The organism is Synechococcus sp. HJ21-Hayes, assembly GCF_024345835.1.
GTDB lineage: Bacteria > Cyanobacteriota > Cyanobacteriia > PCC-6307 > Cyanobiaceae > Vulcanococcus.
Genome location: NZ_JAGQBW010000013.1, coordinates 17,871 through 40,205 on the forward strand (window position 1 = coordinate 17,871; position 22,335 = coordinate 40,205).

23 protein-coding genes are annotated in these 22,335 nt (G+C 63.5%); 12 read left to right on the forward strand and 11 right to left on the reverse strand.

Going from position 1 to position 22,335, the window contains the following annotated elements; genetic code table 11:
• The first annotated feature begins 35 nt into the window (after window positions 1-35).
• Together KBZ14_RS10925 and KBZ14_RS10930 are read left to right on the forward strand one after the other, a co-directional pair.
• Window positions 36-761: a phosphoadenylyl-sulfate reductase gene (locus KBZ14_RS10925; protein WP_255118363.1), complete on the forward strand. Its 726-nt coding sequence runs from the start codon at window positions 36-38 to the stop codon at window positions 759-761.
• 1 nt (window position 762) lies between these two features.
• Window positions 763-1,503, forward strand: coding sequence for a type III pantothenate kinase (locus tag KBZ14_RS10930; RefSeq protein ID WP_255118364.1), 741 nt, complete (start codon window positions 763-765; stop codon window positions 1,501-1,503).
• On the opposite strand, the gene bcp is transcribed toward KBZ14_RS10930, so the two are convergent.
• Window positions 1,481-1,948 (reverse strand): thioredoxin-dependent thiol peroxidase, encoded by a 468-nt coding sequence (gene bcp, locus KBZ14_RS10935; RefSeq protein ID WP_255118365.1) that lies wholly within the window; start codon window positions 1,946-1,948, stop codon window positions 1,481-1,483. The two genes, KBZ14_RS10930 and bcp, sit on opposite strands and share 23 nt — an antisense overlap.
• A gap of 86 nt (window positions 1,949-2,034) precedes the next feature.
• On the opposite strand from bcp, the gene KBZ14_RS10940 reads away from it, so the two are divergent.
• The 3 genes from KBZ14_RS10940 to KBZ14_RS10950 all read left to right on the forward strand — a co-directional run bounded on the left by KBZ14_RS10940 (window position 2,035) and on the right by KBZ14_RS10950 (window position 4,071).
• On the forward strand, window positions 2,035-2,643 hold the full coding sequence (locus KBZ14_RS10940; protein WP_255118366.1) for a 4'-phosphopantetheinyl transferase family protein: 609 nt from the start codon (window positions 2,035-2,037) through the stop codon (window positions 2,641-2,643).
• A 24-nt stretch (window positions 2,644-2,667) separates the two neighbouring features.
• Entirely contained in the window at window positions 2,668-3,165 is a 498-nt protein-coding gene (locus KBZ14_RS10945) for a hypothetical protein (RefSeq protein WP_255118367.1), read from the forward strand.
• Window positions 3,166-3,420: 255 nt separating this feature from the next.
• A complete protein-coding gene (locus KBZ14_RS10950) occupies window positions 3,421-4,071 on the forward strand; it encodes an alpha/beta hydrolase (RefSeq protein WP_255118368.1) in 651 nt (216 codons plus the stop codon).
• A gap of 7 nt (window positions 4,072-4,078) precedes the next feature.
• On the opposite strand, the gene KBZ14_RS10955 is transcribed toward KBZ14_RS10950, so the two are convergent.
• A complete protein-coding gene (locus KBZ14_RS10955) occupies window positions 4,079-6,295 on the reverse strand; it encodes an AAA family ATPase (RefSeq protein ID WP_255118369.1) in 2,217 nt (738 codons plus the stop codon).
• A 180-nt stretch (window positions 6,296-6,475) separates the two neighbouring features.
• On the opposite strand from KBZ14_RS10955, the gene KBZ14_RS10960 reads away from it, so the two are divergent.
• From KBZ14_RS10960 to KBZ14_RS10970, 3 genes are read left to right on the forward strand one after another with little or no spacing between them, the layout of a single operon-like run.
• A complete protein-coding gene (locus KBZ14_RS10960; RefSeq protein ID WP_399219640.1) occupies window positions 6,476-7,522 on the forward strand; it encodes an efflux RND transporter periplasmic adaptor subunit in 1,047 nt (348 codons plus the stop codon).
• 9 nt (window positions 7,523-7,531) lie between these two features.
• The gene (locus KBZ14_RS10965; protein WP_255118370.1) at window positions 7,532-10,840 is read left to right on the forward strand and encodes an efflux RND transporter permease subunit; all 3,309 of its coding nucleotides are present in this window, start codon (window positions 7,532-7,534) and stop codon (window positions 10,838-10,840) included.
• Window positions 10,840-11,271 (forward strand): hypothetical protein, encoded by a 432-nt coding sequence (locus KBZ14_RS10970; protein ID WP_255118371.1) that lies wholly within the window; start codon window positions 10,840-10,842, stop codon window positions 11,269-11,271. Before KBZ14_RS10965 ends, KBZ14_RS10970 begins: the two co-directional genes overlap by 1 nt.
• 56 nt (window positions 11,272-11,327) lie before the next feature.
• Here the strand turns inward: KBZ14_RS10970 and KBZ14_RS10975 are convergent, their stop codons facing one another.
• Window positions 11,328-12,968: an alpha-D-glucose phosphate-specific phosphoglucomutase gene (locus tag KBZ14_RS10975; RefSeq protein ID WP_255118372.1), complete on the reverse strand. Its 1,641-nt coding sequence runs from the start codon at window positions 12,966-12,968 to the stop codon at window positions 11,328-11,330.
• A 133-nt stretch (window positions 12,969-13,101) separates the two neighbouring features.
• On the opposite strand from KBZ14_RS10975, the gene KBZ14_RS10980 reads away from it, so the two are divergent.
• Complete coding sequence (locus KBZ14_RS10980) at window positions 13,102-13,467, forward strand: hypothetical protein (protein ID WP_255118373.1); 366 nt, start codon at window positions 13,102-13,104, stop codon at window positions 13,465-13,467.
• On the opposite strand, the gene KBZ14_RS10985 is transcribed toward KBZ14_RS10980, so the two are convergent.
• The 6 genes from KBZ14_RS10985 to KBZ14_RS11010 all read right to left on the reverse strand — a co-directional run bounded on the left by KBZ14_RS10985 (window position 13,468) and on the right by KBZ14_RS11010 (window position 18,297).
• Window positions 13,468-13,896: a hypothetical protein gene (locus tag KBZ14_RS10985; protein WP_255118374.1), complete on the reverse strand. Its 429-nt coding sequence runs from the start codon at window positions 13,894-13,896 to the stop codon at window positions 13,468-13,470. It lies immediately after the preceding gene.
• 23 nt (window positions 13,897-13,919) lie between these two features.
• Window positions 13,920-15,329 carry a phospholipase D-like domain-containing protein gene (locus tag KBZ14_RS10990; protein ID WP_255118375.1) on the reverse strand — a complete coding sequence of 470 codons (1,410 nt, stop codon included), beginning with the start codon at window positions 15,327-15,329 and terminating at the stop codon, window positions 13,920-13,922.
• Window positions 15,330-15,394: 65 nt separating this feature from the next.
• Window positions 15,395-15,595 carry a DUF8677 family protein gene (locus tag KBZ14_RS10995; RefSeq protein ID WP_255118376.1) on the reverse strand — a complete coding sequence of 67 codons (201 nt, stop codon included), beginning with the start codon at window positions 15,593-15,595 and terminating at the stop codon, window positions 15,395-15,397.
• Between the two features lie 9 nt (window positions 15,596-15,604).
• On the reverse strand, window positions 15,605-16,657 hold the full coding sequence (locus KBZ14_RS11000; RefSeq protein ID WP_255118377.1) for a DUF4912 domain-containing protein: 1,053 nt from the start codon (window positions 16,655-16,657) through the stop codon (window positions 15,605-15,607).
• A 158-nt stretch (window positions 16,658-16,815) separates the two neighbouring features.
• Complete coding sequence (locus KBZ14_RS11005; RefSeq protein ID WP_255118378.1) at window positions 16,816-17,577, reverse strand: phycobilisome rod-core linker polypeptide; 762 nt, start codon at window positions 17,575-17,577, stop codon at window positions 16,816-16,818.
• Window positions 17,578-17,682: 105 nt separating this feature from the next.
• The gene (locus KBZ14_RS11010; RefSeq protein WP_255118379.1) at window positions 17,683-18,297 is read right to left on the reverse strand and encodes a phycobiliprotein lyase; all 615 of its coding nucleotides are present in this window, start codon (window positions 18,295-18,297) and stop codon (window positions 17,683-17,685) included.
• Window positions 18,298-18,318: 21 nt separating this feature from the next.
• Between KBZ14_RS11010 and KBZ14_RS11015 the strand changes: the two genes are divergently transcribed.
• Window positions 18,319-19,248, forward strand: coding sequence for a DMT family transporter (locus KBZ14_RS11015; protein ID WP_255118380.1), 930 nt, complete (start codon window positions 18,319-18,321; stop codon window positions 19,246-19,248).
• Here KBZ14_RS11015 and KBZ14_RS11020 read toward each other — a convergent pair.
• Complete coding sequence (locus tag KBZ14_RS11020; protein ID WP_255118381.1) at window positions 19,217-19,591, reverse strand: hypothetical protein; 375 nt, start codon at window positions 19,589-19,591, stop codon at window positions 19,217-19,219. The two genes, KBZ14_RS11015 and KBZ14_RS11020, sit on opposite strands and share 32 nt — an antisense overlap.
• Window positions 19,585-20,220, reverse strand: a complete 636-nt coding sequence (gene sufR, locus KBZ14_RS11025) for an iron-sulfur cluster biosynthesis transcriptional regulator SufR (protein ID WP_255118382.1) — start codon at window positions 20,218-20,220, stop codon at window positions 19,585-19,587. Before sufR ends, KBZ14_RS11020 begins: the two co-directional genes overlap by 7 nt.
• A 257-nt stretch (window positions 20,221-20,477) precedes the next feature.
• Here sufR and KBZ14_RS11030 point away from each other — a divergent pair, with 257 nt between their 5' ends.
• Both KBZ14_RS11030 and sufB read left to right on the forward strand, forming a co-directional pair.
• The gene (locus tag KBZ14_RS11030) at window positions 20,478-20,831 is read left to right on the forward strand and encodes a ferredoxin-thioredoxin reductase catalytic domain-containing protein (protein WP_255118383.1); all 354 of its coding nucleotides are present in this window, start codon (window positions 20,478-20,480) and stop codon (window positions 20,829-20,831) included.
• A gap of 11 nt (window positions 20,832-20,842) precedes the next feature.
• A complete protein-coding gene (gene sufB / locus KBZ14_RS11035) occupies window positions 20,843-22,285 on the forward strand; it encodes a Fe-S cluster assembly protein SufB (RefSeq protein ID WP_255118384.1) in 1,443 nt (480 codons plus the stop codon).
• Window positions 22,286-22,335: the final 50 nt, after the last annotated feature.

Sequence of the window (22,335 nt, forward strand, 5' to 3'; positions counted from 1 at the left end):
CCTAACCAGTGGCGGCTGCATTGGAAGATGGGGAGATGACAACCGCCTCTGCTGGATTGGACCTCGATCGCGCCTGCCGCGAGTTGGTTGAGCTGGATGCTCAGGCCCGGCTTCGCTGGGGATTCGAGCAGTTTGGCGAGGGGTTTGCGCTCACCACCAGCTTTGGCATTCAGGCGGCCGTATCGCTGCATATGGCCAGCCGTTTGGGGGCAGAGGTGCCGATCATCTGGGTAGATACGGGCTACTTGCCTCCCGAGACTTATCAATACGCTGCGACCCTGATGGCGCAGTTGCCCATCACGATCAAGGTGGCGCAATCACCGATCAGTCCGGCCCGCATGGAGGCGCTGCACGGTCAGCTGTGGGCCACGGGCCGGGTGGAAGATCTCGAGCACTACCACCGCTTGCGCAAGGTGGAGCCATTGGATCAGGCTCTGCTGGATCTGAAGGTCACCTGTTGGGCCAGCGGCGTCCGAGGCCGCCAGACCGATCACCGCAAGGCGATGCAGCCCCTGGAGCAGGTGAGGGGACGCTGGGCGTTGCGGCCCCTGTTGGATTGGACCAGCCGCGATGTCTTTTATTACATGCAGGAGCACAACCTGCCCCAGCACCCTCTGTTCGAGCAGGGCTACTCCACCGTGGGCGACTGGCATTCCAGTGGACCCGACGATGGCTCTTCCAGTGGACGGTCAACCCGGTTCGGTGGCCTGAAACAGGAGTGTGGGATCCATTTGCCTGGGATCGGCGGCGAGGGCATCTGAAATGGCTGGCGCTCCGGGCCAGGCCCCCGAGCGCGTCTTGCTGGTGGGCAACAGCCGCTGGCACTGGGCTGCTCCTGGGGAAGCAGCACTGCGTTGTTGGCATGGTCCACATCCCCAGGCCAGGCCGGAGGAGGGTTGGCCCAGCCTGAAGGCCTGGGCTCGGGTGGGGGCGGTGGCCGCTCAGCTCAGCCTGCCGGCTGATCGGGAACTGCGGCTGGAGGATGTGCCCCTGCGCCAGGCACCCTCCTGGTTGGGCATTGATCGGGCCCTAGCGGGCTGGGCGGCCTGGCGTCGCCAGGCCGCCGGCGTGTTGGTGGCGGATGCCGGCACCGCTTTGAGCCTCACCCGGGTGGATGGGGCTGGCGTCTTCCGTGGCGGCCGCATCAGTGCGGGGTTGGCTTTGCAGCTGCGGGCCCTCGGCCAGTCCACAGCCCTCCTGCCCAGCCTGGAGGCGGGCGGCCTGGAGGTGAGCCGGGATCCATGGCCCCAGCCCACGGCCGCGGCCATGGGCTGGGGCTGCCTCCAGGCCTGCGCCGGTGCCATTGCCGAGGCCTGGGCGGATGTGGCTTGCGATGGCCTGGGGGCCGAGGAGTCCTGGGCCCTTTGGCTCACTGGCGGCGATGGGCCCGCCCTTGCGCCGCTGCTTGAGCAGCGCGGGCTGACCTTCCACTGGGCTCCAGATCTGTGCCTGGAGGCCCTGGCAGCGTTGGCGTGGCCGGTTAGGCCAGGCCCAGATCCTTGAGGATGTCGTCAGCCATGGTGTCGGCCTTCACTTTCCAGTAGGCCTTCTCGATCCTGCCCTCGCTATCCACCACAAAGGTGTGGCGCATCATGCCCATGGACTCGCGGCCCATGAACTTCTTGAGGCCGTAGCTGCCGTAGCTCTCCGCCACCGGACAGGGCTCCGCATCGCTGAGCAGGGTGAAGGGCAGGGTGTACTTGTTGATGAACTTGACGTGGCTGGTGGCGCCGTCTTTGCTGATGCCGAGCACAGCGATGCCGTGCTGCTCAAAGGCACTCCACTGGTCGCGGAAGTTGCAGGCCTCCTTGGTACAGCCGGGGGTGTCGTCCTTGGGATAGAAGTAGATCACCACCCTCTGGCCGCGAAAATCGGCCAGGTTCACTGTGTTGCCGTTCTGGTTGGGCAGGCTGAACTCAGGCGCGGCATCGCCGATCTGCAGGGTCATGGCGCTGGCATGGAGACAATGGCGGGAGCCTAAGGGGAGCTCTGAATCAGCCGCAGTGCGATCGGCCGCGCCTCTGGCTGCTGGCGATGCCTAGCCTGGAGCTGGACGCCACCGCTTGGCTCGCCGGCTTGAGTGCCCAGGAGCAGCACTGGTGCCAGGGTCTGGCTCCGGCGGTCCGCCGCCGCTATGCCATTAGTCGTGGGCTGCTGCGGCAGCGTCTCGGAGCCCTGCTGGGAATGGAGGTGGCGGCGGTCCCGCTGCACAGCCCCCCCGGCCAGCCCCCGCGGTTGGGCTCGGGCGCTGGTTTTATCAGCCTCAGCCACAGCGGCAGTGGGCTGTTGCTGGCCTGGTCGGCCCAGCCGATCGGGGTGGATCTGGAGTGGGGGCAGCGGCCGCTCCTGGCTGAGGCCCTGGCCCAGCGTTTTTTCCCTCCCCCGGAATGCGCGCAGATCGAGGTCATGCCCGCTGCGCTGCGCAAACGGGCGGTGTTGGAGAGCTGGGTCTGCAAGGAGGCCGCCATCAAATGGCGCGGCTCGAGCTTGGCCACGGATCTGCGCCACTGGCAGTGGGACCACCAGCACCATCGGCTGCGTCATCAGCTGGATGGCTGGGCTCCTCCCAGCAGCGTGGTGGAGCGTGAGGGCTGGCTTTGCGCCGCCGTTGGCATGGATGTCGCCGGTGCCATCTGGGGCTAACGTCCGCCCACCTCAGGGGGGTGTATGCCCATCGCCTTGCGCTGGAGCCTGATCTCGGTGCTGTCCTTGTTGGGGCTTGCCGGCTTGGTGCAGGTGCCCCTGGCGCCACCATTGCTCAGCCGGACGGGCATCCATACCGATCAGGTGCTGGCCGAGCTGGAGAGCCAGGAAGCAAAACAGGAGCTGGACGCACGGGCGGCGGAGGTGCTCACTGGCTTTGTGGGCGCTGAACTGACCCGATACATCTGGGGAGGCTTCAGCGGCTACCTGGACGTGCTGGGCATCGCGCTGCCGGAGGGACTGGAACCCCGGCTTAGCGAGGGGCCAAACATGGTTCAGTTGATCTTGCTGCCGCGCTCCGGAACGGTTCGTTACGTCGCCCGCGTGGAGGCCTTCGAGAACGTGGCCAAGGGGGTGGCCTGCAGGGGCAGCGGCGATCCTGGGCGTTTTGGCTTCGAGGGCGGCAATCTGCGCTGCCCATCCGGTTGGCAGGAGCTGCCCTTGGATGGCCGGGATGGGTGAAGCCGCTGAGCCAGCGGCGCCCCGGGCATGAACTGAATCGCACAAATCTGACGCCCTTTGCTGCGTTTCGTTGTTTCTCTGCGACTCAGTTGCGGCAATATTTTGCGCTCGGCTAGATGACTGGCAGGAATCTGAAAAGTTTGTAAAATCTCGGGCGCTTTGGATTGTGAAGGCTTGGCAGCTTTGCGGTGCAGCGTTTGCTGTCGGTCCAGTTTTCGTTGAGTAGGTTCTAAATGACGAGTTTCTCTGTTTCCCGTGCTGAAGCGTCTCGCTGCTGGTCTCTTTGCTGGTGCGGCTCTCTCCGCTGTCGTTCTGCCTGCCTCTGCAGCCGTCGATAACAACCTCCCAGTCCGGTGGAACACCGGCGGTGCCGTGTGGTCCACCGACCAGGATGCCTTCACAACCTTCATCAAGGACGGTGAGATCACCGATCGTGGCCTGGGTGGTGGCATCTCCCGCTCCGGCTGGACCGCCGATGAACTGCGCGCCGGTCTGTCCAAGACCTACAGCGTGGATCTGGTGGGCGTATCCCGCTTCCTCTACTCCGATGCCGGGGTGAAGTTCCTCAAGAACCAGACCCGCAGCTATTTCCCCTACTGGACGATGTCCACCTATGCGGTGGAAGGCCTGCGTTCCGCGATCATCGCCGACGCAGCTGATGGCCAGATCTCCTCGGCCGGCATCATGGCGGCCCTGCCCACTGACTTCCGCCTGGCGGACACCTGCAACACCTACGACGGTAAGCAGAACGTCTGCGCCGAGGGCAAGTGCCAGGGTGAGGCCCAGTGCACCTCCCTGCTGTCCTGGTACGTGTTCCTGCCTGCCTGCATCCAGGCCAACCAGCAGTCCGATCCCCTGGCCGCCGCTGCTCCTGCTCCCCAGTCGCCGATCCGCGGTCTCTGGTGATCCCGCCTCAGGCGAGCCTCGGCTCCCTGTGGTTCTGCCCCGGCATTGCCGGGGCTTGTTGCTGTTTGGCCATGCAGAGCTGGTGGCGGAGTTCCTGGGGAATTCGCTCGCCCTGGTGTTGCTGGAACAGCTGGGCAATCTGTTGGACCTGATGAGGTTTCAGCAGCTGATCGAGCTGGATCCGGTAGGAGGATGTTGGGCTGAACCAGCGCTCCACCAGGCCTGCGTTCACCTCCAGCTCCAGCCGTTCCCCCCAGTGCTGGGATTGCACCTGCCAACCCCTCTGAGCCAGCAGCTGTTCCAACGCGAGCGGTTCCGGCGGCGTGGTGAGCCAGGCCTGTTCCAAGGGGGCCACCTGGGCCAGGAGTTCCCGCTCTGCAGGGCTGGTCTGGGCCAGTGCTAGCAGGGCGCCAGCCGGCCCCAGTTGGGGCCGGCTGAACAGAAAGCGCAGCTCCGCCGTGGGACTGGCCAGGGCGGTTAGCGCGTCGAGTTGTTGGTGCAGCTCCGCAGCGTTGCAGTGGCGGAAGGGATGGCGGGCGGCAATCCACTCGAACCGCTCTCCTGGCTCCAGCTGGTCGAGCAGCCGGGGCTGCCGCAGGCTATCGAGCACCTGAAGCTGGGCCGTCAGCCGCTCGGCGTCGTCAGCACTGGCCGCCTGAATCACCACCCCTCCCTCGGGGGTGGCCGCCAGGGGGTCGAGGGCCCAGAGCAACGAGCGGGCCTCCAGGATAAGCACGCGGTCGTGGCGCTGCCAGTGGGCGCTGTGCCACAGGCGTTGGCGCAGGCCATCGAGCCTTTTGCCCTCAGCTCCAAGTTGGCGTTGCAGCCAGCGGTTCAAGGTTGGATCCTCGGGGCCACTACTCAGCACGGTGCCCAGCTCCGCCTCGTTCTCGGCCGCGGCGGCCAGTTGGGCGGCCCGGCGTTGTTGCATGCGCTCGCGCCGTTGTCCCTCCCAGCCGAGGGCTCCGGGCTGCCAGAACACTTCTCCCTGGAGCTGGTTGGGTAGGTATTGCTGCGCCACCCAGTGTTCGGCATAGGCATGGGGGTAGCGGTAACCCACGCCATCGCCAAAGGCTTGCCTATCGCGGTTGGCATCGCGCAGGTGGGAGGGAACGGTCTGCTGGCTGGTGGCTTTCACGCTCTTGAGCGCATCGAAGAAGCCCAGCAGGCTGTTGCTCTTCTCGGTGCTAGCGAGATAGAGGGCGGCCTGGGCCATGGGATAGAGCCCTTCGGGCAGCCCGACGCGCTCGAAGGCCGCGGCACAGGCCTCCACCACCACCATCGCCTGCGGGTCTGCCAGGCCGATGTCTTCTCCGGCAGAGATCAACATGCGGCGGAAGATGAAGCGGGGGTTTTCGCCGGCCTCCACCATGCGGGCCAACCAGAACAAGGCTGCGTCGGGATCGCTGCCCCGCAGCGATTTGATGAAGGCGCTGATGGTGTCGAAGTGGGCATCGCCCTGCTTGTCGTAGAGCACCGCCCGCTGCTGGATCGATTCCTCAGCGATCGCCAGATCAATGGTGATGGCGCCATCGGCGTCGGGTGGCGTGGTTTCCACCGCCAGTTCCAGGGCATTGAGCAGGCTGCGGGCATCGCCTCCGGCCACGTCCACCAGGTGACGGCAGGCATCGTTGCTAAGCACCACCTTGCGGCTGCCGTAGCCCCGTTCCGGATCGCGGAGGGCTCGCAGCAGCAGCTCCTGCAGATGGCGAGCCTCGAGGGGCAGCATCCGAAACAGCCGTGAGCGGCTCACCAGGGCTTTGTTCACCTCGAAGTAGGGGTTTTCGGTGGTGGCTCCGATCAGGGTCAGGGTGCCGTTTTCCACCCAGGGCAGTAGGGCGTCCTGCTGGGCGCTGTTGAACCGGTGAACCTCATCGATGAACAGGATGCTGCGCAGGCCGTGCTGGTCGAGGCGGCGCTTGGCGTCATCCACTGCGATGCGGAGCTCCTTCACGCCGGCGAGAACGGCGTTGATGCTGCTGAAGTGGGCCCGGGTGCTGGCGGCGATGATCCGTGCCAGGGTGGTTTTCCCCACCCCTGGCGGGCCGTGCAGGATCAGGTTGCCCACGCGATCGGCGGTGATGGCTCGCCGTAGCAGGCGGCCTGGGCCAAGGATCTCTTCCTGGCCTTGAAACTCTTCCAGGATGCGGGGCCGCATGCGGTCGGCCAGGGGGGCGAGCCCCTGGCGCAGCTGTTCTCCGCGGTGGCTGAATAGATCGCTCACGCGGGCTGGATGGGGAGATTCCCATCATCTGATGGGAACGACCGGAGCTTTGCGCCAAGACCCGCTACCTTTCTCCTCAATGACTGATGTGATGTGCGGCGCGGCTTCCTTGCTCTTTCCCTGCCCCTCCTGCTGTTGACGGCCTGCGGTGGCAAGCCACCGGGGCCTGCGCCCCTGTCTGTGCAGGTCGAGTCGATCGGAGAGGCGGAGTTCAATCCCTCGATTGAGGTAATCAGCCAGCTCAGCTCCACCACTGATGTGGCGCTTCGTCCCGAAATCGATGGCCGGGTGGTGAAGATCCTGGTGAGCCAAGGGCAGCAGGTGAAGGCGGGGCAGCCAGTTTTGGTGCTCGACAATGTGCAGCAGAGCGCAAGCCTGAATGCCAGCAAGGCTGAAGCCAAGAAAGACCTTCTGAATGCTGAGCGCTACATCTTCCTCAATGAACAAGGTGCAGTCTCCACCAAGCAACGTGATCAATATGTGACCCAGGCGATTCAGAGCCGCGATCAAGTAAGGGCAGATGCGGCGACCCTGGGTTACAAGTACGTGACTGCGCCGATCAGCGGTGAGATCGGTGATCTCGATACCGTCAAGATCGGTGATTATGTACGGCAGGGCCAGGCGATCACTGGGATCGTCGATAACTCCAATCTCTGGACCCTGATGGATGTTCCTGCTACTCAGGCTCTCCGGGTAGCCATGGGGCAGAGGGTGCAGCTGACCACGCAGACCAACCCGCCCCTGCAAGGAACCGGAAAGGTGGTGTTCATCTCGCCCTACTTCGGTGTCAGTGGTAGCACCTCGTCGCCGAATACGGTGCTGGTTAAGGCTGCCTTCCCCAACCTTAATGGCACCCTCAAGACGGGTCAGTATGTCAAGAACAGGATCATCACCGGTAGTGCCATGGGCCTCTCGGTGCCGGTTACGGCTGTGCTGATGCAGGCCCAGCAGCCCTTCGTTTACAGGGTGGTCCAGCTGTCCCAAGTGCTCACCAAGATTAAGGCTTCGACGGTCATCCCGGAGAAAGAGAAAAAGATGCTCCTAGCCCTGCCGCCAACCACCTCCATTGTTGTTCAGACCCCTGTCAAGTTGGGTCAGCTGCAGGACAACCGCTACGAGCTGATCTCCGGCCTCCAGAAGGGTGAGCGAGTGGTGGTGAGTAACACCGCTCTGTTGCGCTCCGGCATGCCGGTGAAGGTCTCAGCCGCCGCTTCCCCGAGTCTCTGAGGACCTGTCATGTCGCTCTCCGATAATTTCATCAAGCGGCCGGTTCTCACCACCGTCTGCAGCATTCTGATTGTTTTGGTGGGGTTGATTGCTATCCCCACGCTTCCGATTGAAAATCTTCCCAATATTGCGCCGCCCCAGATTCAGGTGACGGCCACGTACGGTGGCGCCAACTCATTGGTGACCGAGCAAGCCGTCACCAACGTGCTGGAACAGCAGATTAATGGTGTTCCGGGTTCCGCCTACATCTCGTCGTTGACCACGAACACCGGCGCCAGCACGGTGAACGTGTTCTTTGATGAATCAACGGATATCAATATCGACCAAGTGAACGTGCAGAACCGCGTTTCACTGGCCATGCCTCAGCTGCCGCAGCAGGTGAGTGCCACCGGTGTGTCTGTGCTGCAGACCACCCCATCGATTCTGCTGGCCTATCAGGTGAGTTCCACCGAAGGTCAATTTGATCGTTCCTATATCAATGGTCTGATCTACGAGCAGCTCTATTACCAGCTGGAGCGTATCCCTGGTGTGGCTCAGGCCACGCTGTTCGGCGGCAGTAATCCGGCCTTCTGGTTGTTTGTTGATCCAAACAAGCTCACCGCCAACCAGCTCACGGCTGATGATGTTGTGACGGCGGTGAAAAGCCAGAACGCTGTGGCCATTGGCGGCCTGGTGGGTGGCCCCCCTGCGGGAGGGAATCAGATGTTCACCTACCCGATCCTGGTGGAGAACAACGGCAACTTGGTTTCGGTTGAGCAGCTCAACGATCTGATCGTGGGCAAATCACCGGCCGGCAACCTGCTGCGCTTGCGGGATGTTGGTGAGGCCAGCTATGGCTTCAACACCTACTCCACCGCTGGTGTGGATCTTGCGAACCACCCGGCGATCACGGTGGGCGTTTATCAGACACCCGAGAGCAACGCCTTGCAGGTGAGTGAGGCTGTGGTGTCGCTGATGGATCAGTTCCGGGCCCAAGTTCCGCCTGGCATCACGATTACGGAGATCTACAACGTTGGTCAGTTCATCGAATCGGCGGTTGACGGTGTGACCGACGCCCTCGGGCTGGCGATCGTGTTGGTTCTAGTGATTCTGTTTCTGTTCCTGCAGGACTGGCGGGCCACGGTGGTGCCGAGCTTGGCGATCCCGATCTCCTTGGTGGGTACCTTTGCCTTCATCAAGGTCTTCGGGTTCTCGATCAACCAGCTCACTCTGCTCGGTCTTGTGTTGGCCACCGGTCTGGTCGTGGACGACGCGATTGTGGTGATCGAGGCGGTGGCCAAAAATCTCGAGAGTGGCATGAAACCCCGTCAGGCCGCACTGGCGTGCATGGGTGAGTTGATCGGAGCGCTGGTCGCCACATCCCTTGTGTTGATGGCTGTGTTTGTACCAGTGGCCTTCTATCCGGGCGGCATTGGCATCATCTATCGCCAGTTCGCCCTCACGATTGCGTTTGCAATTGCCATCTCTACCTTTAACGCTCTCACCTTTTCCCCCATGATGGCGGGCCTGATTCTGAAATCTGAGAAGCCGCCTCGCCCCAAGGGCTGGACCTGGACGGTGGCGGGCGTCATCGTCGGCCTTGCTTTTGGACGGTTCAGTGCGGCCTCCTTTGGCTTTGGGGCGTACATCTTTGGCGTGCTGCTGTTCGGTTTTGCCGGCAGCCGCCTGGCGACCATCTTCGATGGGTTCAATCACTGGTTCCAGCGCCTTGAGCACGCCTATGCCAATGTCCTGAAGGTGCTGATTCAGCGGCGCCGCCTGATCCTGATGGGTCTCGCCAGCGGCATCGTGGTGACGGCGATTGCTTTCAATGCCCTGCCATCTGCCTTTATTCCGGAGGAGGACCAGGGTTATGGCCTCGGCATCTTCCAGCTTCAGAACGGCGCTTCCCTCTCCCAGACCCAGAAGGTGGGCGCACAGATTGCCCAGGTTCTGAGTGAAGAGGAAGACATTATTGCCGGCAGTGTGATCTCGGGTGCTGGCTTCAACGGCAACAGCCCTGATCAGGGACTCTTCTTCTATGGCTTCAAGCCCCTTGAAGAGCGCTCCGGCAGCGAGAACAAGGCTCCGGCGATCGTGGACCGTCTCAATGAAAAGCTCTCCAAATTCGATTCCGGTTTGGTGAGGGCTGCTCAGCCTCCGGCGATTCCCGGTTTTTCGGCTCAAGGTGGTTTCTATTTCCAGTTCAATGATCTGAGCAACGGCGCTTATACCTTCCCCGAGCTCAATACCATGGCCCAAAACCTGATCGCAACCGGCAATGAAAGTGGTGAGTTCTCGTCGCTCTACTCCCAGTTTGTTCCCAGCTCTCCGGCTTTTGGGCTCAAGATTGATCGCTCCATTCTGGGCACGTTGAATGTTGATTTCCAGCAGGCGATGCAGACCATCGCCGTCCTGGCGGGCGGCAACTACTCCGGTCTCACCTACGAGAGCGGTCAGGTGCGCAACATCTATGTGCAGTCGCAGCCTGATGAGCGCAGCAGCCTTGAGGATGTGCTCAGCTACTACGTCCGCAACCGCGACGGAAAGATGGTTCAGGTGTCTGAGTTCGCCTCGGCGGATCTCACCAGTGCGCCCCCGGTGATCAGCCACTACAACCTCTATCGCACCATTCTGGTCCAGGGTGTTGAAGCTATTGGCAAGAGCTCCGGTCAGGCGCTCACCGCCATTCAGCAGATCTTCAACAGCCTCGACTTCAACAACATTGGCTATGCTTTCACTGGTATTGCAGCGCTTCAGTTGTCAGCCGGCAGTGCGAGCATTCTGGTGTTCGCTCTCGGGATCCTGATCGTCTATCTCGTGCTATCAGCTCAGTACGAGAGCTACGTCACTCCCGTGGTGATCTTGATGACCGTGCCACTGGCCATGCTCGGTGCGCTGGTGTTCCTGTCGGTCCGCTCGATCGATCTGAACATCTACGCCCAGGTGGGTCTTGTGACCCTGATCGGCTTGGCGGCCAAGAACGGAATCTTGATTGTGGAGGTGGCCGAGCAACATCTTGGGGAGGGGATGAGCGTGCCGGATGCCGCCATGGCGGCGGCCCAGTCCAGGATGCGCCCCATTCTGATGACGGCCATCGCCTCCCTGGCAGGCTTCCTGCCCCTGGTGGTGGCCACCACCGCTGGTGCCAACAGTCAGCAGTCGCTCGGCACCGTGATCTTCGGTGGCCTTCTGGTTGCCACGGTGCTCTCACTGGGAGTGGTTCCTCCCTTCTACGTGGCGATCAAATACCTTGAGGAGCGCTGGTTTGGTGAGGGTGGAGGCCGGGGTGGTGATTCCACGGCCGCTGCTGTTCCTGCCATGCCTGGTCAGGATTGATGGCTGAAGATCCACGTCAGCCAAGGCCCCGGGGTTTCGGCCTATTTGCCCGGATTGTCTATGTCCATCAGGCTGTCTGCTTGGCCTTCTTTCTGCTAGGGCTGCGGGTTTTTCCGGAGCGTGGCATTGATGCGCTGGTCCTGCCGCATCTCATGGGAATCGCGATTTCGATTGCGGTTCTGGTGACCATGTTTGGCGTTGCTGCCAGGAAGTCGCTCAGGGCCCTGTCCTGGCTTCGGGTGATCTTGTGGATCGCGGTTGTCAAGATCTTTGTGATTCAACTGTGGTTGCTTGCCAAAGGAAATATTGAATTAACCTCCTATGTTCATGCCATGTTGGTCAACGAGCTGATCGCGATCCCCTTGGCTGTGTACTGGTCAAGATCTGCGCCTTGGAATTATCTGGCTTCCTTTAAGCGCGCCTCTCGATAAGCGGGCCGAGTTGAATCAAGTCCCCCCGGCCGCCTGAGTAGTTATTGGGGCCGTGATCAAGTGATCACTGTTGGCTTGTCCATCCCCGTGCGGGATTTGATTTCCGCCAGTGCATCGATGGCGGTGATCAGGTCTGCCAGGGCTTCCTGTGGATCCTGCTGCAGGTTGCCGCTGGGGGGCACGTAGCTCTCGAGGTAAACCCGCAGGGTTGCGCCCTGGGTGCCGGTGCCAGAGAGGCGCAGCACGACGCGGCTGCCATCGTTGAGCAGCAGGCGTAGGCCCTGGCCGCTGGTGAGCGAGCCATCCACTGGGTCGGTGTAGGCAAAGTCGTCGGCGGTGGCGATGGTACGGCCGGCGAAGCTCTGGCCCACCAGGCTGGGCAGCATGCCCTTCACCCGGTCGTAGAGGCCATGGGCGGCCTCACTGGCGATGGCCTCGTAGTCGTGGCGGGAGTAGTAGTGGCGGCCGAAACGGCTCCAGTGGTCGGCCATGATCGCCGCCACCGAGGTGCGCTTGCGGGCCAGGATCTGCAGCCAGAACAGCACCGCCCAGAGGCCATCTTTTTCGCGGATGTGGTCACTGCCTGTGCCGAAGCTCTCCTCGCCACAGAGGGTGATCCGGCCGTCATCCAGCAGGTTGCCGAAGAACTTCCAGCCAGTGGGGGTTTCGTAGCAGGGGATGCCCAGCTCTTTGGCCACCACATCCACGGCGGCACTGGTGGGCATCGAGCGGGCCACACCGGCCAGGCCCTTTGCATAGGCGGGCGCCATGGTGGCGTTGGCGGTGAGCACCGCCAGGCTGTCGCTGGGGTTCACGAAGCAGTGGCGCCCCAGGATCATGTTGCGGTCGCCGTCCCCGTCGCAGGCGGCACCGAAGCGGAAGGCATCTCCCTCCAGCAGCAGCTCGGCCAGCTCGTGGGCGTAGGTGAGGTTGGGGTCGGGGTGGCCGCCGCCGAAGTCCTCCAAGGGGGTGCCGTTGCGGACCGTGCCGGCAGGGGCACCCAGCAGACCTTCCAGCAGGCGTGTGGCGTAGGGGCCGGTCACCGCGTGCATTGCATCGATGGCGATCGGGTAGTTGTCGCGCAGGAGATCGCCGATCTGATCGAAGTCGAACAATTTCTGCATCAACGCGATGTAGTCGTCGACGCCGTCGATCACCTCAAGTTGCAGCTCGCCGATGCTGGTGGTTCCTGGGCTGTCGAGCCTGATGGTGGCGGCGTCAACGATGCTGTAGCCATCCAGGCTCTGGGTGCAGGCATAGATGGCATCCGTCACCGATTCCGGCGCCGGGCCGCCATTGGCGCCGTTCACCTTGACACCGAAATCACCTTCGGGGCCACCGGGGTTGTGGCTGGCCGACAGGATGATGCCGGCACTGGCGCCATGTTTTCGGATCAGGTTGGAAGCCGCCGGGGTGGAGAGGATGCCCCCGGTGGTGGTGATGATGCGGGCCACGCCATGGGCGGCGGCCATGCGGCTGATCACCTCGATGGCACGGCGGTTGCCGTAGCGGCCGTCGCCACCCACCACCAAGGTGCCACCGGCGATGCCGGGAACCACCCGCAGAATCGCTTCAATGAAACTCTCGAGGTAGTGGGGGATTTCGAATTGCTTGCTGCTCTTGCGTAGCCCCGAGGTGCCTGGCTTCTGATCGGCAAAGGGCTGATCCAGTGCCACGTGCAGCACGCTGCTGGTCATCGGGGAGGGCCAAGGGGCCACCAAATTAGCTCTGTTCTGCTGGGGTTCCGGTTGCCATCGCTGCACGCACACGGCTGCCCGCGAGGGCTAGCGTGAAAATCATGGTTGCCGTTGCCGGAACGGCTTGCACCCCATGATTCACACTCCCATTCGGCTTGGCCCTGTGGTCGGCATCGCTGCCGGCCTGATGCTCATGGTGGGAGTGGCTCGGGCCGCAGTCATGGGAGGGGCGAAGAGCCTGCCCTATGCCGAGGCCGTGGCGAAGAGCCGTGTGGCGTCCCAGGCCGTGTTGGGGCGTACCGGCACGGAACATTGCCTGATCGGCAAGCTCACCAACGCGATGCTGGGGCTGTCGGCCAGTTGTGAGACCGCCGGTGAGCGCAACCCGCTCTGCGCCACTGCCGATAAGGCCGCGGCCACAACCCGTTGGACCATGACTTTCGCCGACGCCACCGCCCGGGAGATCCTGAGCTTGAGTGCAGCGCCTGTTCGGCCCTGATTACTTGCCCCCGCCTAATTTGAATCCACTGGTGGGTTTGTCCTGTGCGGGCTTCTCTACAACAGGCTTCTCCTGGCTACGGCAGAACTGCATCAGATCCTGGGCTGGCTTGATCAGGGCTTCACGCCGTTCAAAGCTGTTCACGGCCGCCGGCTTGGAGCGTTCGCGAATGGTCCACGCCAGGTCTTTGCAGCTGGCGGGCAGGCGTGGGTGATCCAGCAGTGGGTCGGCGAGGGCCCTGGAGCGCTGGCAGGTGTCGTTACTGTTCTCCCTGGCGCAGCCCATGGCCGCCAGCTGCACCTGCCGGAGGGTGTCCTGAGTTGGAAATGCCACGTACACCTCGGCCCTCGCCGCCAGACCGGTGCCCAGCAGCAGCGCGGTACTAGCCACCAGCTGCAGCCAGCGGCGGGGAGCGCGGGGGGCGGTCATGGGGGGTTAACGGCGTGTTCCCATCATTGCCGCAGAATCCCGCTGCCGCAGAGCCGCTTGCCCTGATCCAATTTGCGCTGGAGCCGTTGATTCAATCCGAGATCTGCGCCACGCCACAGCCGATCCATCTCCCGCGTGAAGTGGGCCGCCAGTAGGGGTGAGTCGATCACCAGCAGCACCTCGTCGTTCTGGTGGGCGGCACTGGGGCTCCAGTTGAAGGAGCCCGTGATCACGGTGCGGTTGTCGATCACCGCCAATTTGTGATGGAGCTTGTCTCCTCCCGCAAGCCGGGGCATGCCCACACCCTCCAGGGGGGTCTGGAGGGGTTTGTTGCCAGCCTCCAGCAGGCAGTTGCGATCGGGCAAGGAGGCCCCCAGCAGATCCAGTATTTCCGAGAAGGAGCGGCTGGCGAAGCCAGGATCCGCCAGCAATCGAATCGCGACGCCACGACCATGAAGCTCGGCGATCACGTCCGTGAGGCTCTGGGCGGAGAACACGAACAGGGCCAGATCCACCCGTTGGCGCGCCTCCTCCAGGGTGCTGGCCAACAGCAGCAGGCCCTGGTTGGGGTCGTCGCGCCGGTGTGGGGCGAACAGCACCTGCACCTGTTGCCCTCCCACCATCACGGCCTGGGCTCCGCCGGAGGCCTTGGCCTGGCCAAAGCGGCTGTCGGCTTCTCCCCCGGGGCCATCGCCCCACATCCGCGCGAAATCCTCGGCGAACAGCTGCGCTAGCTCAGCGCTCTCCAGGCGCAGCAGGTGATTCACGTTGCCCCGGGTGCGGGGACTGTCGGGATCGCCGTGGACGCAGGACGGTGTGAAGTTGGTGGAGCCGGTTACCACCACCTGCCGGTCGGCCACCAGGTATTTCGAGTGCATCAAGCCGCTGCCGGCGCTGCCGTCTGCGGTGTCATCCAGCAGTGGCACGCCAGCCCGTTGCAGGATCGCGACGGCATCACCCTGGTCCCGCTCGCTGGTGCTGAGCTGGCCATCCCGGTTCCGATCAGCCAGCGCCCTCAACTGATGGTGCCGGTGGCGCAGGTGCGGGCTGAGCTCGGCTTCGTGTTGCTGGCTCCATGGGGTGCTGTAGGTGTTCTCCAGCACCACCTGCACCCGCACCCCGGAGCGGTGTTTGGCGGCCAGGGCTTGCGCCACCCTCGGTAGAGAGAGCTCCTGGACCGCCACCAGCAGTTCCTGCTCGGCTCCGGCGATGGCCTCCAGTACCAGGGCTTCGAGATCGTCGCCACTGCGCCGTTGCCCGCTGATCGGGCTGCGGTAGGCCGCCTCCGCCCGATGGTTGAACGCCACCTTGATGCCCTCGGGCATGGGCAGTTCGGCGGCCTTCTGGCCCAGCAGCTGGCCTGGAGCGGTGCAGCCCTGCAGAGCGGACAACACCACGGCCAGCGCCAGCGCTTTGTTGCATCGGTGCGCCATCTGCCCTGTCTGTTCTGGGCTGAGGGTTCCCCTTTGGGGGCGCCTGGGGCCGATGGGGTACGGGGTTAGGGGTGTTCAGGCAGCTCCGATGTGCTGAGCATGGCCACCATCCAGATGCTGCTGAGAAGCACCGCAGCGAGGACGCCCGCGCCGACGCTCACCCGCACCATTAGTAGTGGCACCACCAGAGGCACCAGCAGGCTGCCGATCAGGGGCGTGAAGGCCACGATGGGCTTGGCCACCGTGGAAGGAAGCAGGCTGGCCATGGGCTCAGGTCAGAACCATTCGGCTACAGCCTGCTCACTGGGGTTGCTGTTGTCTTCTGGTGTGTTGCGATCGAACTGAAGCGTGATGTTGCGCTTCTGTTCTCCGTCAGCGGCCACGGCTTCAATCGCATACACCTGTTGGCCATCCCGGAAGGGCACCTGGATGCGGAAGGTGCCGTCGCTGGAGAGGGGCACGTCCTCCCCGCCAATGCTGAGCTTGGCGGAGGGATCGGTGGCGCCGTAGACGATCAGTTCGGCATCGGCCACCAGCCAGAAGGACCGCTGCCGTGGGGTCACGCCGCCAGCACCCGATTCGTTGCGGCCACTGGCCCAGAGCCCCACACCCGAAGGGTTCAGGCCAGCGGCTTCAGCCTGCTCGAGCTCGTGGAAGGCTTCCGATCCCCGGCCCAGGCGGCGCCAGCCCATGGTGGCGGTCTGGTAAAGCCGCTCGTGCAGGCCGTTGTCGCCGGTGGTCATTGGCTCTGCCAGGGGCGTGGGAGCGGGAGGGGTATCCAGAGAGAACGGCACGAACTGATCGAGGATCTGTTCGCTGGGGTGCAGGGCAGGAACGCGGGCCACGGAGGAGCTGGCGAGGAAGATCCAGCCGCCACCGGCTTTGCGGTAGCCCAGCTCCACGCGGTAGTCGCGATCACTCAGGGGCACCGGGAGGTACCACTCGGTGGCATGGCTATCGACCACCACCTCCTGCAGGGTGTGGGGGTGGCTGCCCCCGTGGCTGAGGCCGGTCACATCGGCTACGCGCAGGCAGAGCTGGGTGGCTCCGGCTTTGAGGGCCTGTTGGCGATCGCTGTCGGAAATCTCCCAGAACACGTAGGCCCATTGCGGATCCCGGGGCAGAAACACCACGCGGGTGTCGCCCTCTGGCCTGGTGGGGGCTGGCAGGGTTGATTCCAGGCTGTCCAGGTTGGGCTGGCGCTTGCTGATGGCGCTCAGCAGTTCTTCCTTGGATTTGCGGCTGTAGAGGCTCACGCCCACGTCACTGGCCACTTGACGCAGTTGACGCAGGGTCATCCGGGCAAGCGATGACAGGGTCTGGCTCACAGTTCCTCCGGATTCCTTTGGGATCAGTCTGACAACTTTCACCGCTTCCCCCTCTTTTTGGAGCCTGCCGTCAGCATCCCGTGACTGCTGCATCCGCTCTGGGACATAAAAAAACGGCGGGTTTCCCCGCCGTCTTGAAACCCATTGAAGGGGGTGACTCAGCGACCCACGCTGCGGTAAGGCACCTTGGCCATGTAATCGATGGTGGCATTGCCGCCAACTCCGCCACGGCTGCGCATGGCGGGCAGGCTGCGCACCCAGGGGAGGTAGTCCTGGGGGAAACCGCCGCGGCGCTGCATGGAGCGCTCGGGGATTGTGCGGGCCGTTCCGGTGTACACGATCTGGGGGAAGCCCAGAATTCCCCGGTAGTAGGCGTCGTAGCGGGGGCTGGTGATGTTGAACGGGGTCTCACCCAGGTCACGGCTGCCCACCACCCGATTGCGGTGGTAAGGAACTGTGTCGTACCCGAAGGCATCGAGATACTCCTGGGAATCCAGGATGTCGTCCACCATGCCCTTGACCCCGCGGGTCATCAGCACGGCAGACCAGGCGATCTCTTCAGCCTTGCCGTGGGTTGGGCGGCCCAGCAGTTTCTCCACCAGGTGGCGGGCCACCTTGTAGTTGCTGTTCAGCGTGTAGAAGCTGCGGTTGAAGGTGTCCGACAGGCAGAGGGAGCGGATGAAGTCGCGCACCGTGATCTGGCCGTTGCGCACCTGGCTTTCCAGGGTGCGGTCGCGATCCACCTTGAAGGCGTGGAAGAAGATCTGGCGGTAGGCCGCCTCAATCACGAAGTTCTGGTCTTCGCGGTCCATGGCCTTGTCCATGGCCACAGCTTTGGGATCCTCATCCGAACCCACCCGCAGGGCGTCCACACGGGAGTTCTGCGTGATTGGCGCGTACTTCAGGAGAGGAAGGGCCACTCGAACTTCGGCATCCGTCGTGGCTGATCGTAGAAGTGAAGCCAGGCCTGGGCTGATCGCCCTGAGTGAGGGCTCACAGTCCGTAACGTTCCCTACCGGCTCCAGTCACCAGCCCAGCAGGGAGAGGGGCTGCCCTGGTGCGTGGCTGTTGTGTTGACGTTTCCCGTCGCCCTCCGTGGCGGTGCTGTTGTCATCGCAGCGGGTCTCGATGCAGAAGGAGGCGGTGTTGGACAGGCCCTCCACCGTGCTGCTGCGCAGGCGCACGTTGGGGCCGGCGAAGGAGAACCGTTCCCAGGAGCTCATCGTCTCGTAGTCGGTGGTGAGCAGCAGGCCGTCGTGGTCATCCATGCGGAAGTGCCCCGCCACCGGAGCGGTTTCGGCATAGCCGCGGTCGCGTAGCAGCAGCCCCTCGCGGCCCCGCTCATCGGTGGGGATGAGGCCAAACACGCTCTCGCCCTCGTGGGCTTCACCGGCCTTGTCCCAGGCCATCGAGCCGCTCCAGCGCACGCGGCAGCCGCCCACCAGGCCCTGGGGATCCTGCTGGTGCAGGGCGGCGATGGCCTGGAGGCGCTCGTCGCTCAGCCCCAGCTCTTCCACCACGATCAGCGAGCCGCCGGCCTCGGCGCGGCGGTGCAGCAGGTGGTGGCTGCTGCGCTGGGAGCGCCAGCGGCCGCAGCTCAGCCGGAAAAAGCTGATGGCGTCGGCGATGGGGAGGCTCACGGACCCGCGGCAGTTGCAGCGATGATCGCAAGTCAACGCCGTTTCCGGAGCACCGTGCTGCCTGGAGCCCTGGCGGCCCTGGCCGCGGCCCTCTGCTGGACCCTCTCCAGCAGTGTCTGGCGCCGACTGCCCACCTCCCTCTCCGCCGGCCAGCTGAACCTGCTGAAGAACTGGTTGGCGTTGGCTCTTCAGGCCCCGTTGCTGCTGCTCTTGCCCTGGACGGCTGGGTCCGGAACGGGCACCACCCTGGGGCTGCTCATCCTTAGCGGTGTGCTCGGCATCGCCCTGGGGGACAGCCTCTATTTCGCTGCTCTGCGTCGTCTGGGAACCCGCCGCACCCTCACCCTTGATGCCGGCGGTCCGGCGGTGACCGCCGTGGCTGGTGCCCTGTGGCTGGCCGAGTGGCCCACCCCCTCCCAGTGGCTTGGGGTGGGCCTGATCACGGCGGCGGTGCTGTTGGTGGCCAGCCAGAAGCCCTCCTTGCAGGCCCCTCTGGCCGCCGGGGTTGGTCAGCAGGGCCTGGGGGTGGCCTTGGCCCTGGGAGCACTGTGCTGCGGCAGTGGCGGAGCCCTGTTGGCTCGCGCGGCGCTGCGGAGCGACGGTCTCGACCCTCTTCAGTCCGCCAGCGTGAGGCTGGCGGCGGCGGCCGTGGTGCTGCTGCCTCTGGTACGGGGCATGCCCTGGGGCGCTCAGCGGCCTCGTCCGGCCCAACGGCGTTGGCCCCTGTGGTTGTTGGCCACCTTGCTGGGCACCAGTGCTGGCATTGCCCTGCAGCAGATGGCCCTGCAGCGGCTCCCAGGGGCGTTGGCGGTGGCCCTCCTGGCCACGGCGCCGGTGATGGCGCTGCCGTTGGCAGGGTTGGAGGGAGATCGGCCCGGTTGGGTCGGCGTGTTCGCCGCCCTGCTGGCCCTCGCTGGCGTCAGTTGTGTGGTGGGAGTGCTGGCTCGTTGAGTGCGGCGATGCGGGCGTCGGCCTGGGCCCGTCCCCAACGCACCAGATCGGCCATATCCAAAGCCAGGGGGGGCTTGCGCAGACCTGCGCCGATCGCTTCCAGCTGCACAGCCGCCTTGGCGAGCTGCTCCACCAGCACCGGAATGAAGCTGGGATCACCGGCCAGGTTGGGCTGCTGCACAGCCCAGGCCTGCAGGCATTGCTGGTTCGGGAGAGGAGCTTCGGGGCTGGTGGCCGCCAGCTGCAGGCAGCGCAGGCTATGGGCCAGAAGCCGTAGGTGATGGCGTTCGAGGGCGGGCAGCAGGCTGCTCTCCAGCTCCTGCAGATCGGTCTCGCTCAGCACGGGATCAGGCGGAAGCCACAGGAGTGCCCCCCCTCAAGCAGCCAGTGCACCCGTTCCACCTGGCAGTCGGGGAAGGTGTGCCGAATCAGCTGGAGTTCCTGGTCGCAGACGCAGGGGAATTGCTCGGCGATCTTCATGACCGAGCAGTGGTATTCGCTGATGATCCAGCCTGGGCTGTCCGGGTCTGGGCGACATTCGGCCACGTAGCCTTCGCGGCGGCGCAGTTCCACGAGCTGCTCGAGGCGCTGTTGCAGACCCCCCTGGCCGATCTGGCGGCGGTAGTCGGTGGCTTTATCGGCAGCTTGTTGCCGGAGAAGCTGGTCCACCATCTCCGAGGGAAGGCTGCTGGCCATGGAGGTGAGCAGCCCCAAGGCGAAGTGCTCGCTGCCGTCTGGGAATTGGGATCGCCCCTTGCTGGTGAGATGCCAGCGATTACTTGGCCTGCCAGGCCCCTCGGCTGCAGGGCAGGCCTCCACTAGGCCGTCGTCTTGCAGGGAGCGCAGATGGCGACGCATCACCTGCACAGACACCTCCAGCTGATCAGCCAACTGACCCGCCGTGACTTCGCCTTGGCGGAGCATCAGGGTGAGCGCGGCTTCGCGGGTGGGTGCCTGGATGGAGGCGCTCATGGCGACGTCCGTACCCCCACACCATGCCATGGCAAAACAGCCACTGGGGTTCAGCTGGGCGTCGCGTGGGGATTCAGGTACGACGGGCGGCCTGGGCCAGTCACGCGCCACAATGGGTCCTCAACACCCCAGGCCCGCTGCCGGGTGCCCTATGGTCGACTTACGAAACCTTGGGGTTTCGTTAATGGTCGATTCGCTCAGGTGCTGCCTCCTGGCCGAGGTGCCCCTGCCGTTCCCTTCACCTCGTACCTGCGCTCATGTCTGACGCCTCCAGCCCTTCAGCCAGCGACAGCCTTGAGGTGATCCGCAAGTTCGCTGAGACCTACGCCCAGCGGACTGGTACTTATTTCTGCAGCGATCCCGGGGTCACGGCTGTGGTGCTCGAGGGCTTGGCTCGCCACAAGGATGAGTTGGGTGGGGCCCTGTGTCCCTGCCGCCATTACGAGGACAAGGAAGCTGAGGTGTCCCAGGCCTTCTGGAACTGCCCCTGTGTGCCCATGCGTGAGCGCAAGGAGTGCCATTGCATGCTCTTCCTCACCGAGGAGAACCCTTTCCGCGGTGAGAAGCAGACCATCACGCTTGAAGAAGTTAAAGCCCTTACTGCCGGCTGACGGCGAATCCGATGAGCACTGCACAGGCCGTTGGTGATCTGGTGAGTCAGCCGTACAAATACGGCTTTGTCACCGATATTGAAACCGAAAAGATCGCCAAGGGCCTCAGTGAGGACGTGGTGCGTCTGATCTCCAGTAAAAAGCAGGAGCCGCCGTTCCTGCTGGAGTTCCGTCTCCGTGCCTATCGGCAGTGGCTGCAGATGCAGGAACCCGACTGGGCGACCCTGGGCTATCCGCCCATTGACTATCAGGACATCATTTACTACGCGGCTCCCAAGCAGCAGGACAAGAAAACCAGCCTCGACGAGGTGGATCCCAAGTTGCTGGAGACCTTCGACAAGCTTGGTATTCCTCTCAGTGAGCAGAAGCGCCTGTCCAATGTTGCCGTGGATGCTGTTTTTGACAGCGTTTCGATTGCGACCACCTATAAAGAGAAACTGGCTGAACATGGCGTCATTTTCTGCTCCATCAGCGAAGCGGTGAAGGAGTACCCTCCGCTGATTGAGCGTTATCTCGGCACTGTTGTGCCGATTACCGATAACTACTTTGCGGCGCTGAACTCGGCGGTGTTCAGCGATGGGTCCTTTGTGTTCATCCCCAAGGGCGTGGATTGCCCCATGGAGCTGTCCACCTACTTCCGCATCAACTCTGGCGATACCGGCCAGTTTGAGCGCACCCTGATCGTGGCTGAAGAAGGGGCGTCTGTGAGCTATTTGGAGGGGTGTACAGCTCCGATGTTCGATACCAACCAGTTGCATGCGGCGGTGGTTGAGTTGGTGGCCCTCGATGATGCATCGATCAAGTACTCAACCGTCCAAAACTGGTATGCCGGAGATGAGAACGGCGTGGGTGGTATCTACAACTTTGTGACCAAGCGCGGTCAGTGTCGCGGTGACCGCAGCAAGATCAGCTGGACCCAGGTGGAAACTGGCTCCGCTATCACTTGGAAATATCCCAGCTGTGTGCTGCAAGGTGCCGAATCAGTGGGTGAGTTCTATTCCGTGGCCCTCACTAATCATCGGCAGCAGGCAGATACAGGTACCAAGATGATTCATGTGGGGCCGCGCACCCGCTCCACGATTGTGAGCAAGGGTATCAGTGCCGGTCGTTCTGCTAATAGTTATCGCGGCCTGGTTCAGATGGGGCCGAAGGCGGTGGGCGCCAAGAACTACAGCCAGTGCGATTCGATGTTGATCGGTGATCAGGCCGCCGCCAACACCTATCCCTACATTCGTTCCCAGCAACCCCAAGCGGCTGTCGAGCATGAGGCGAGCACCTGCCGCATCTCTGAGGATCAGTTGTTCTATCTCCAGAGCCGTGGCATTGGCTTTGAGGAGGCTGTGTCGATGATGGTGAGTGGCTTCTGCCGCGACGTTTTCAATCAGCTCCCCATGGAGTTTGCTGCTGAAGCCGATAAGCTTCTGGCCCTGAAGTTGGAAGGCTCTGTGGGTTAGGTCCCGCACTCTCTTCTCGCTCCTGTTCGGTTCGTCCCCCCGTCTGCGTT

Bases quoted from the DNA above. Each gene is read 5' to 3' on its own strand.
- KBZ14_RS10925 (WP_255118363.1), top strand. From the start codon at position 36: ATGACAACCGCCTCTGCTGGATTGGACCTCGATCGCGCCTGCCGCGAG.
- KBZ14_RS10930 (WP_255118364.1), top strand. From the start codon at position 763: ATGGCTGGCGCTCCGGGCCAGGCCCCCGAGCGCGTCTTGCTGGTGGGC.
- bcp (WP_255118365.1), bottom strand. From the start codon at position 1,948: ATGACCCTGCAGATCGGCGATGCCGCGCCTGAGTTCAGCCTGCCCAAC.
- KBZ14_RS10940 (WP_255118366.1), top strand. From the start codon at position 2,035: ATGCCTAGCCTGGAGCTGGACGCCACCGCTTGGCTCGCCGGCTTGAGT.
- KBZ14_RS10945 (WP_255118367.1), top strand. From the start codon at position 2,668: ATGCCCATCGCCTTGCGCTGGAGCCTGATCTCGGTGCTGTCCTTGTTG.
- KBZ14_RS10965 (WP_255118370.1), top strand. From the start codon at position 7,532: ATGTCGCTCTCCGATAATTTCATCAAGCGGCCGGTTCTCACCACCGTC.
- KBZ14_RS10970 (WP_255118371.1), top strand. From the start codon at position 10,840: ATGGCTGAAGATCCACGTCAGCCAAGGCCCCGGGGTTTCGGCCTATTT.
- KBZ14_RS10975 (WP_255118372.1), bottom strand. From the start codon at position 12,968: ATGACCAGCAGCGTGCTGCACGTGGCACTGGATCAGCCCTTTGCCGAT.
- KBZ14_RS10980 (WP_255118373.1), top strand. From the start codon at position 13,102: ATGATTCACACTCCCATTCGGCTTGGCCCTGTGGTCGGCATCGCTGCC.
- KBZ14_RS10985 (WP_255118374.1), bottom strand. From the start codon at position 13,896: ATGACCGCCCCCCGCGCTCCCCGCCGCTGGCTGCAGCTGGTGGCTAGT.
- KBZ14_RS10990 (WP_255118375.1), bottom strand. From the start codon at position 15,329: ATGGCGCACCGATGCAACAAAGCGCTGGCGCTGGCCGTGGTGTTGTCC.
- KBZ14_RS10995 (WP_255118376.1), bottom strand. From the start codon at position 15,595: ATGGCCAGCCTGCTTCCTTCCACGGTGGCCAAGCCCATCGTGGCCTTC.
- KBZ14_RS11015 (WP_255118380.1), top strand. From the start codon at position 18,319: ATGATCGCAAGTCAACGCCGTTTCCGGAGCACCGTGCTGCCTGGAGCC.
- sufR (WP_255118382.1), bottom strand. From the start codon at position 20,220: ATGAGCGCCTCCATCCAGGCACCCACCCGCGAAGCCGCGCTCACCCTG.
- KBZ14_RS11030 (WP_255118383.1), top strand. From the start codon at position 20,478: ATGTCTGACGCCTCCAGCCCTTCAGCCAGCGACAGCCTTGAGGTGATC.
- sufB (WP_255118384.1), top strand. From the start codon at position 20,843: ATGAGCACTGCACAGGCCGTTGGTGATCTGGTGAGTCAGCCGTACAAA.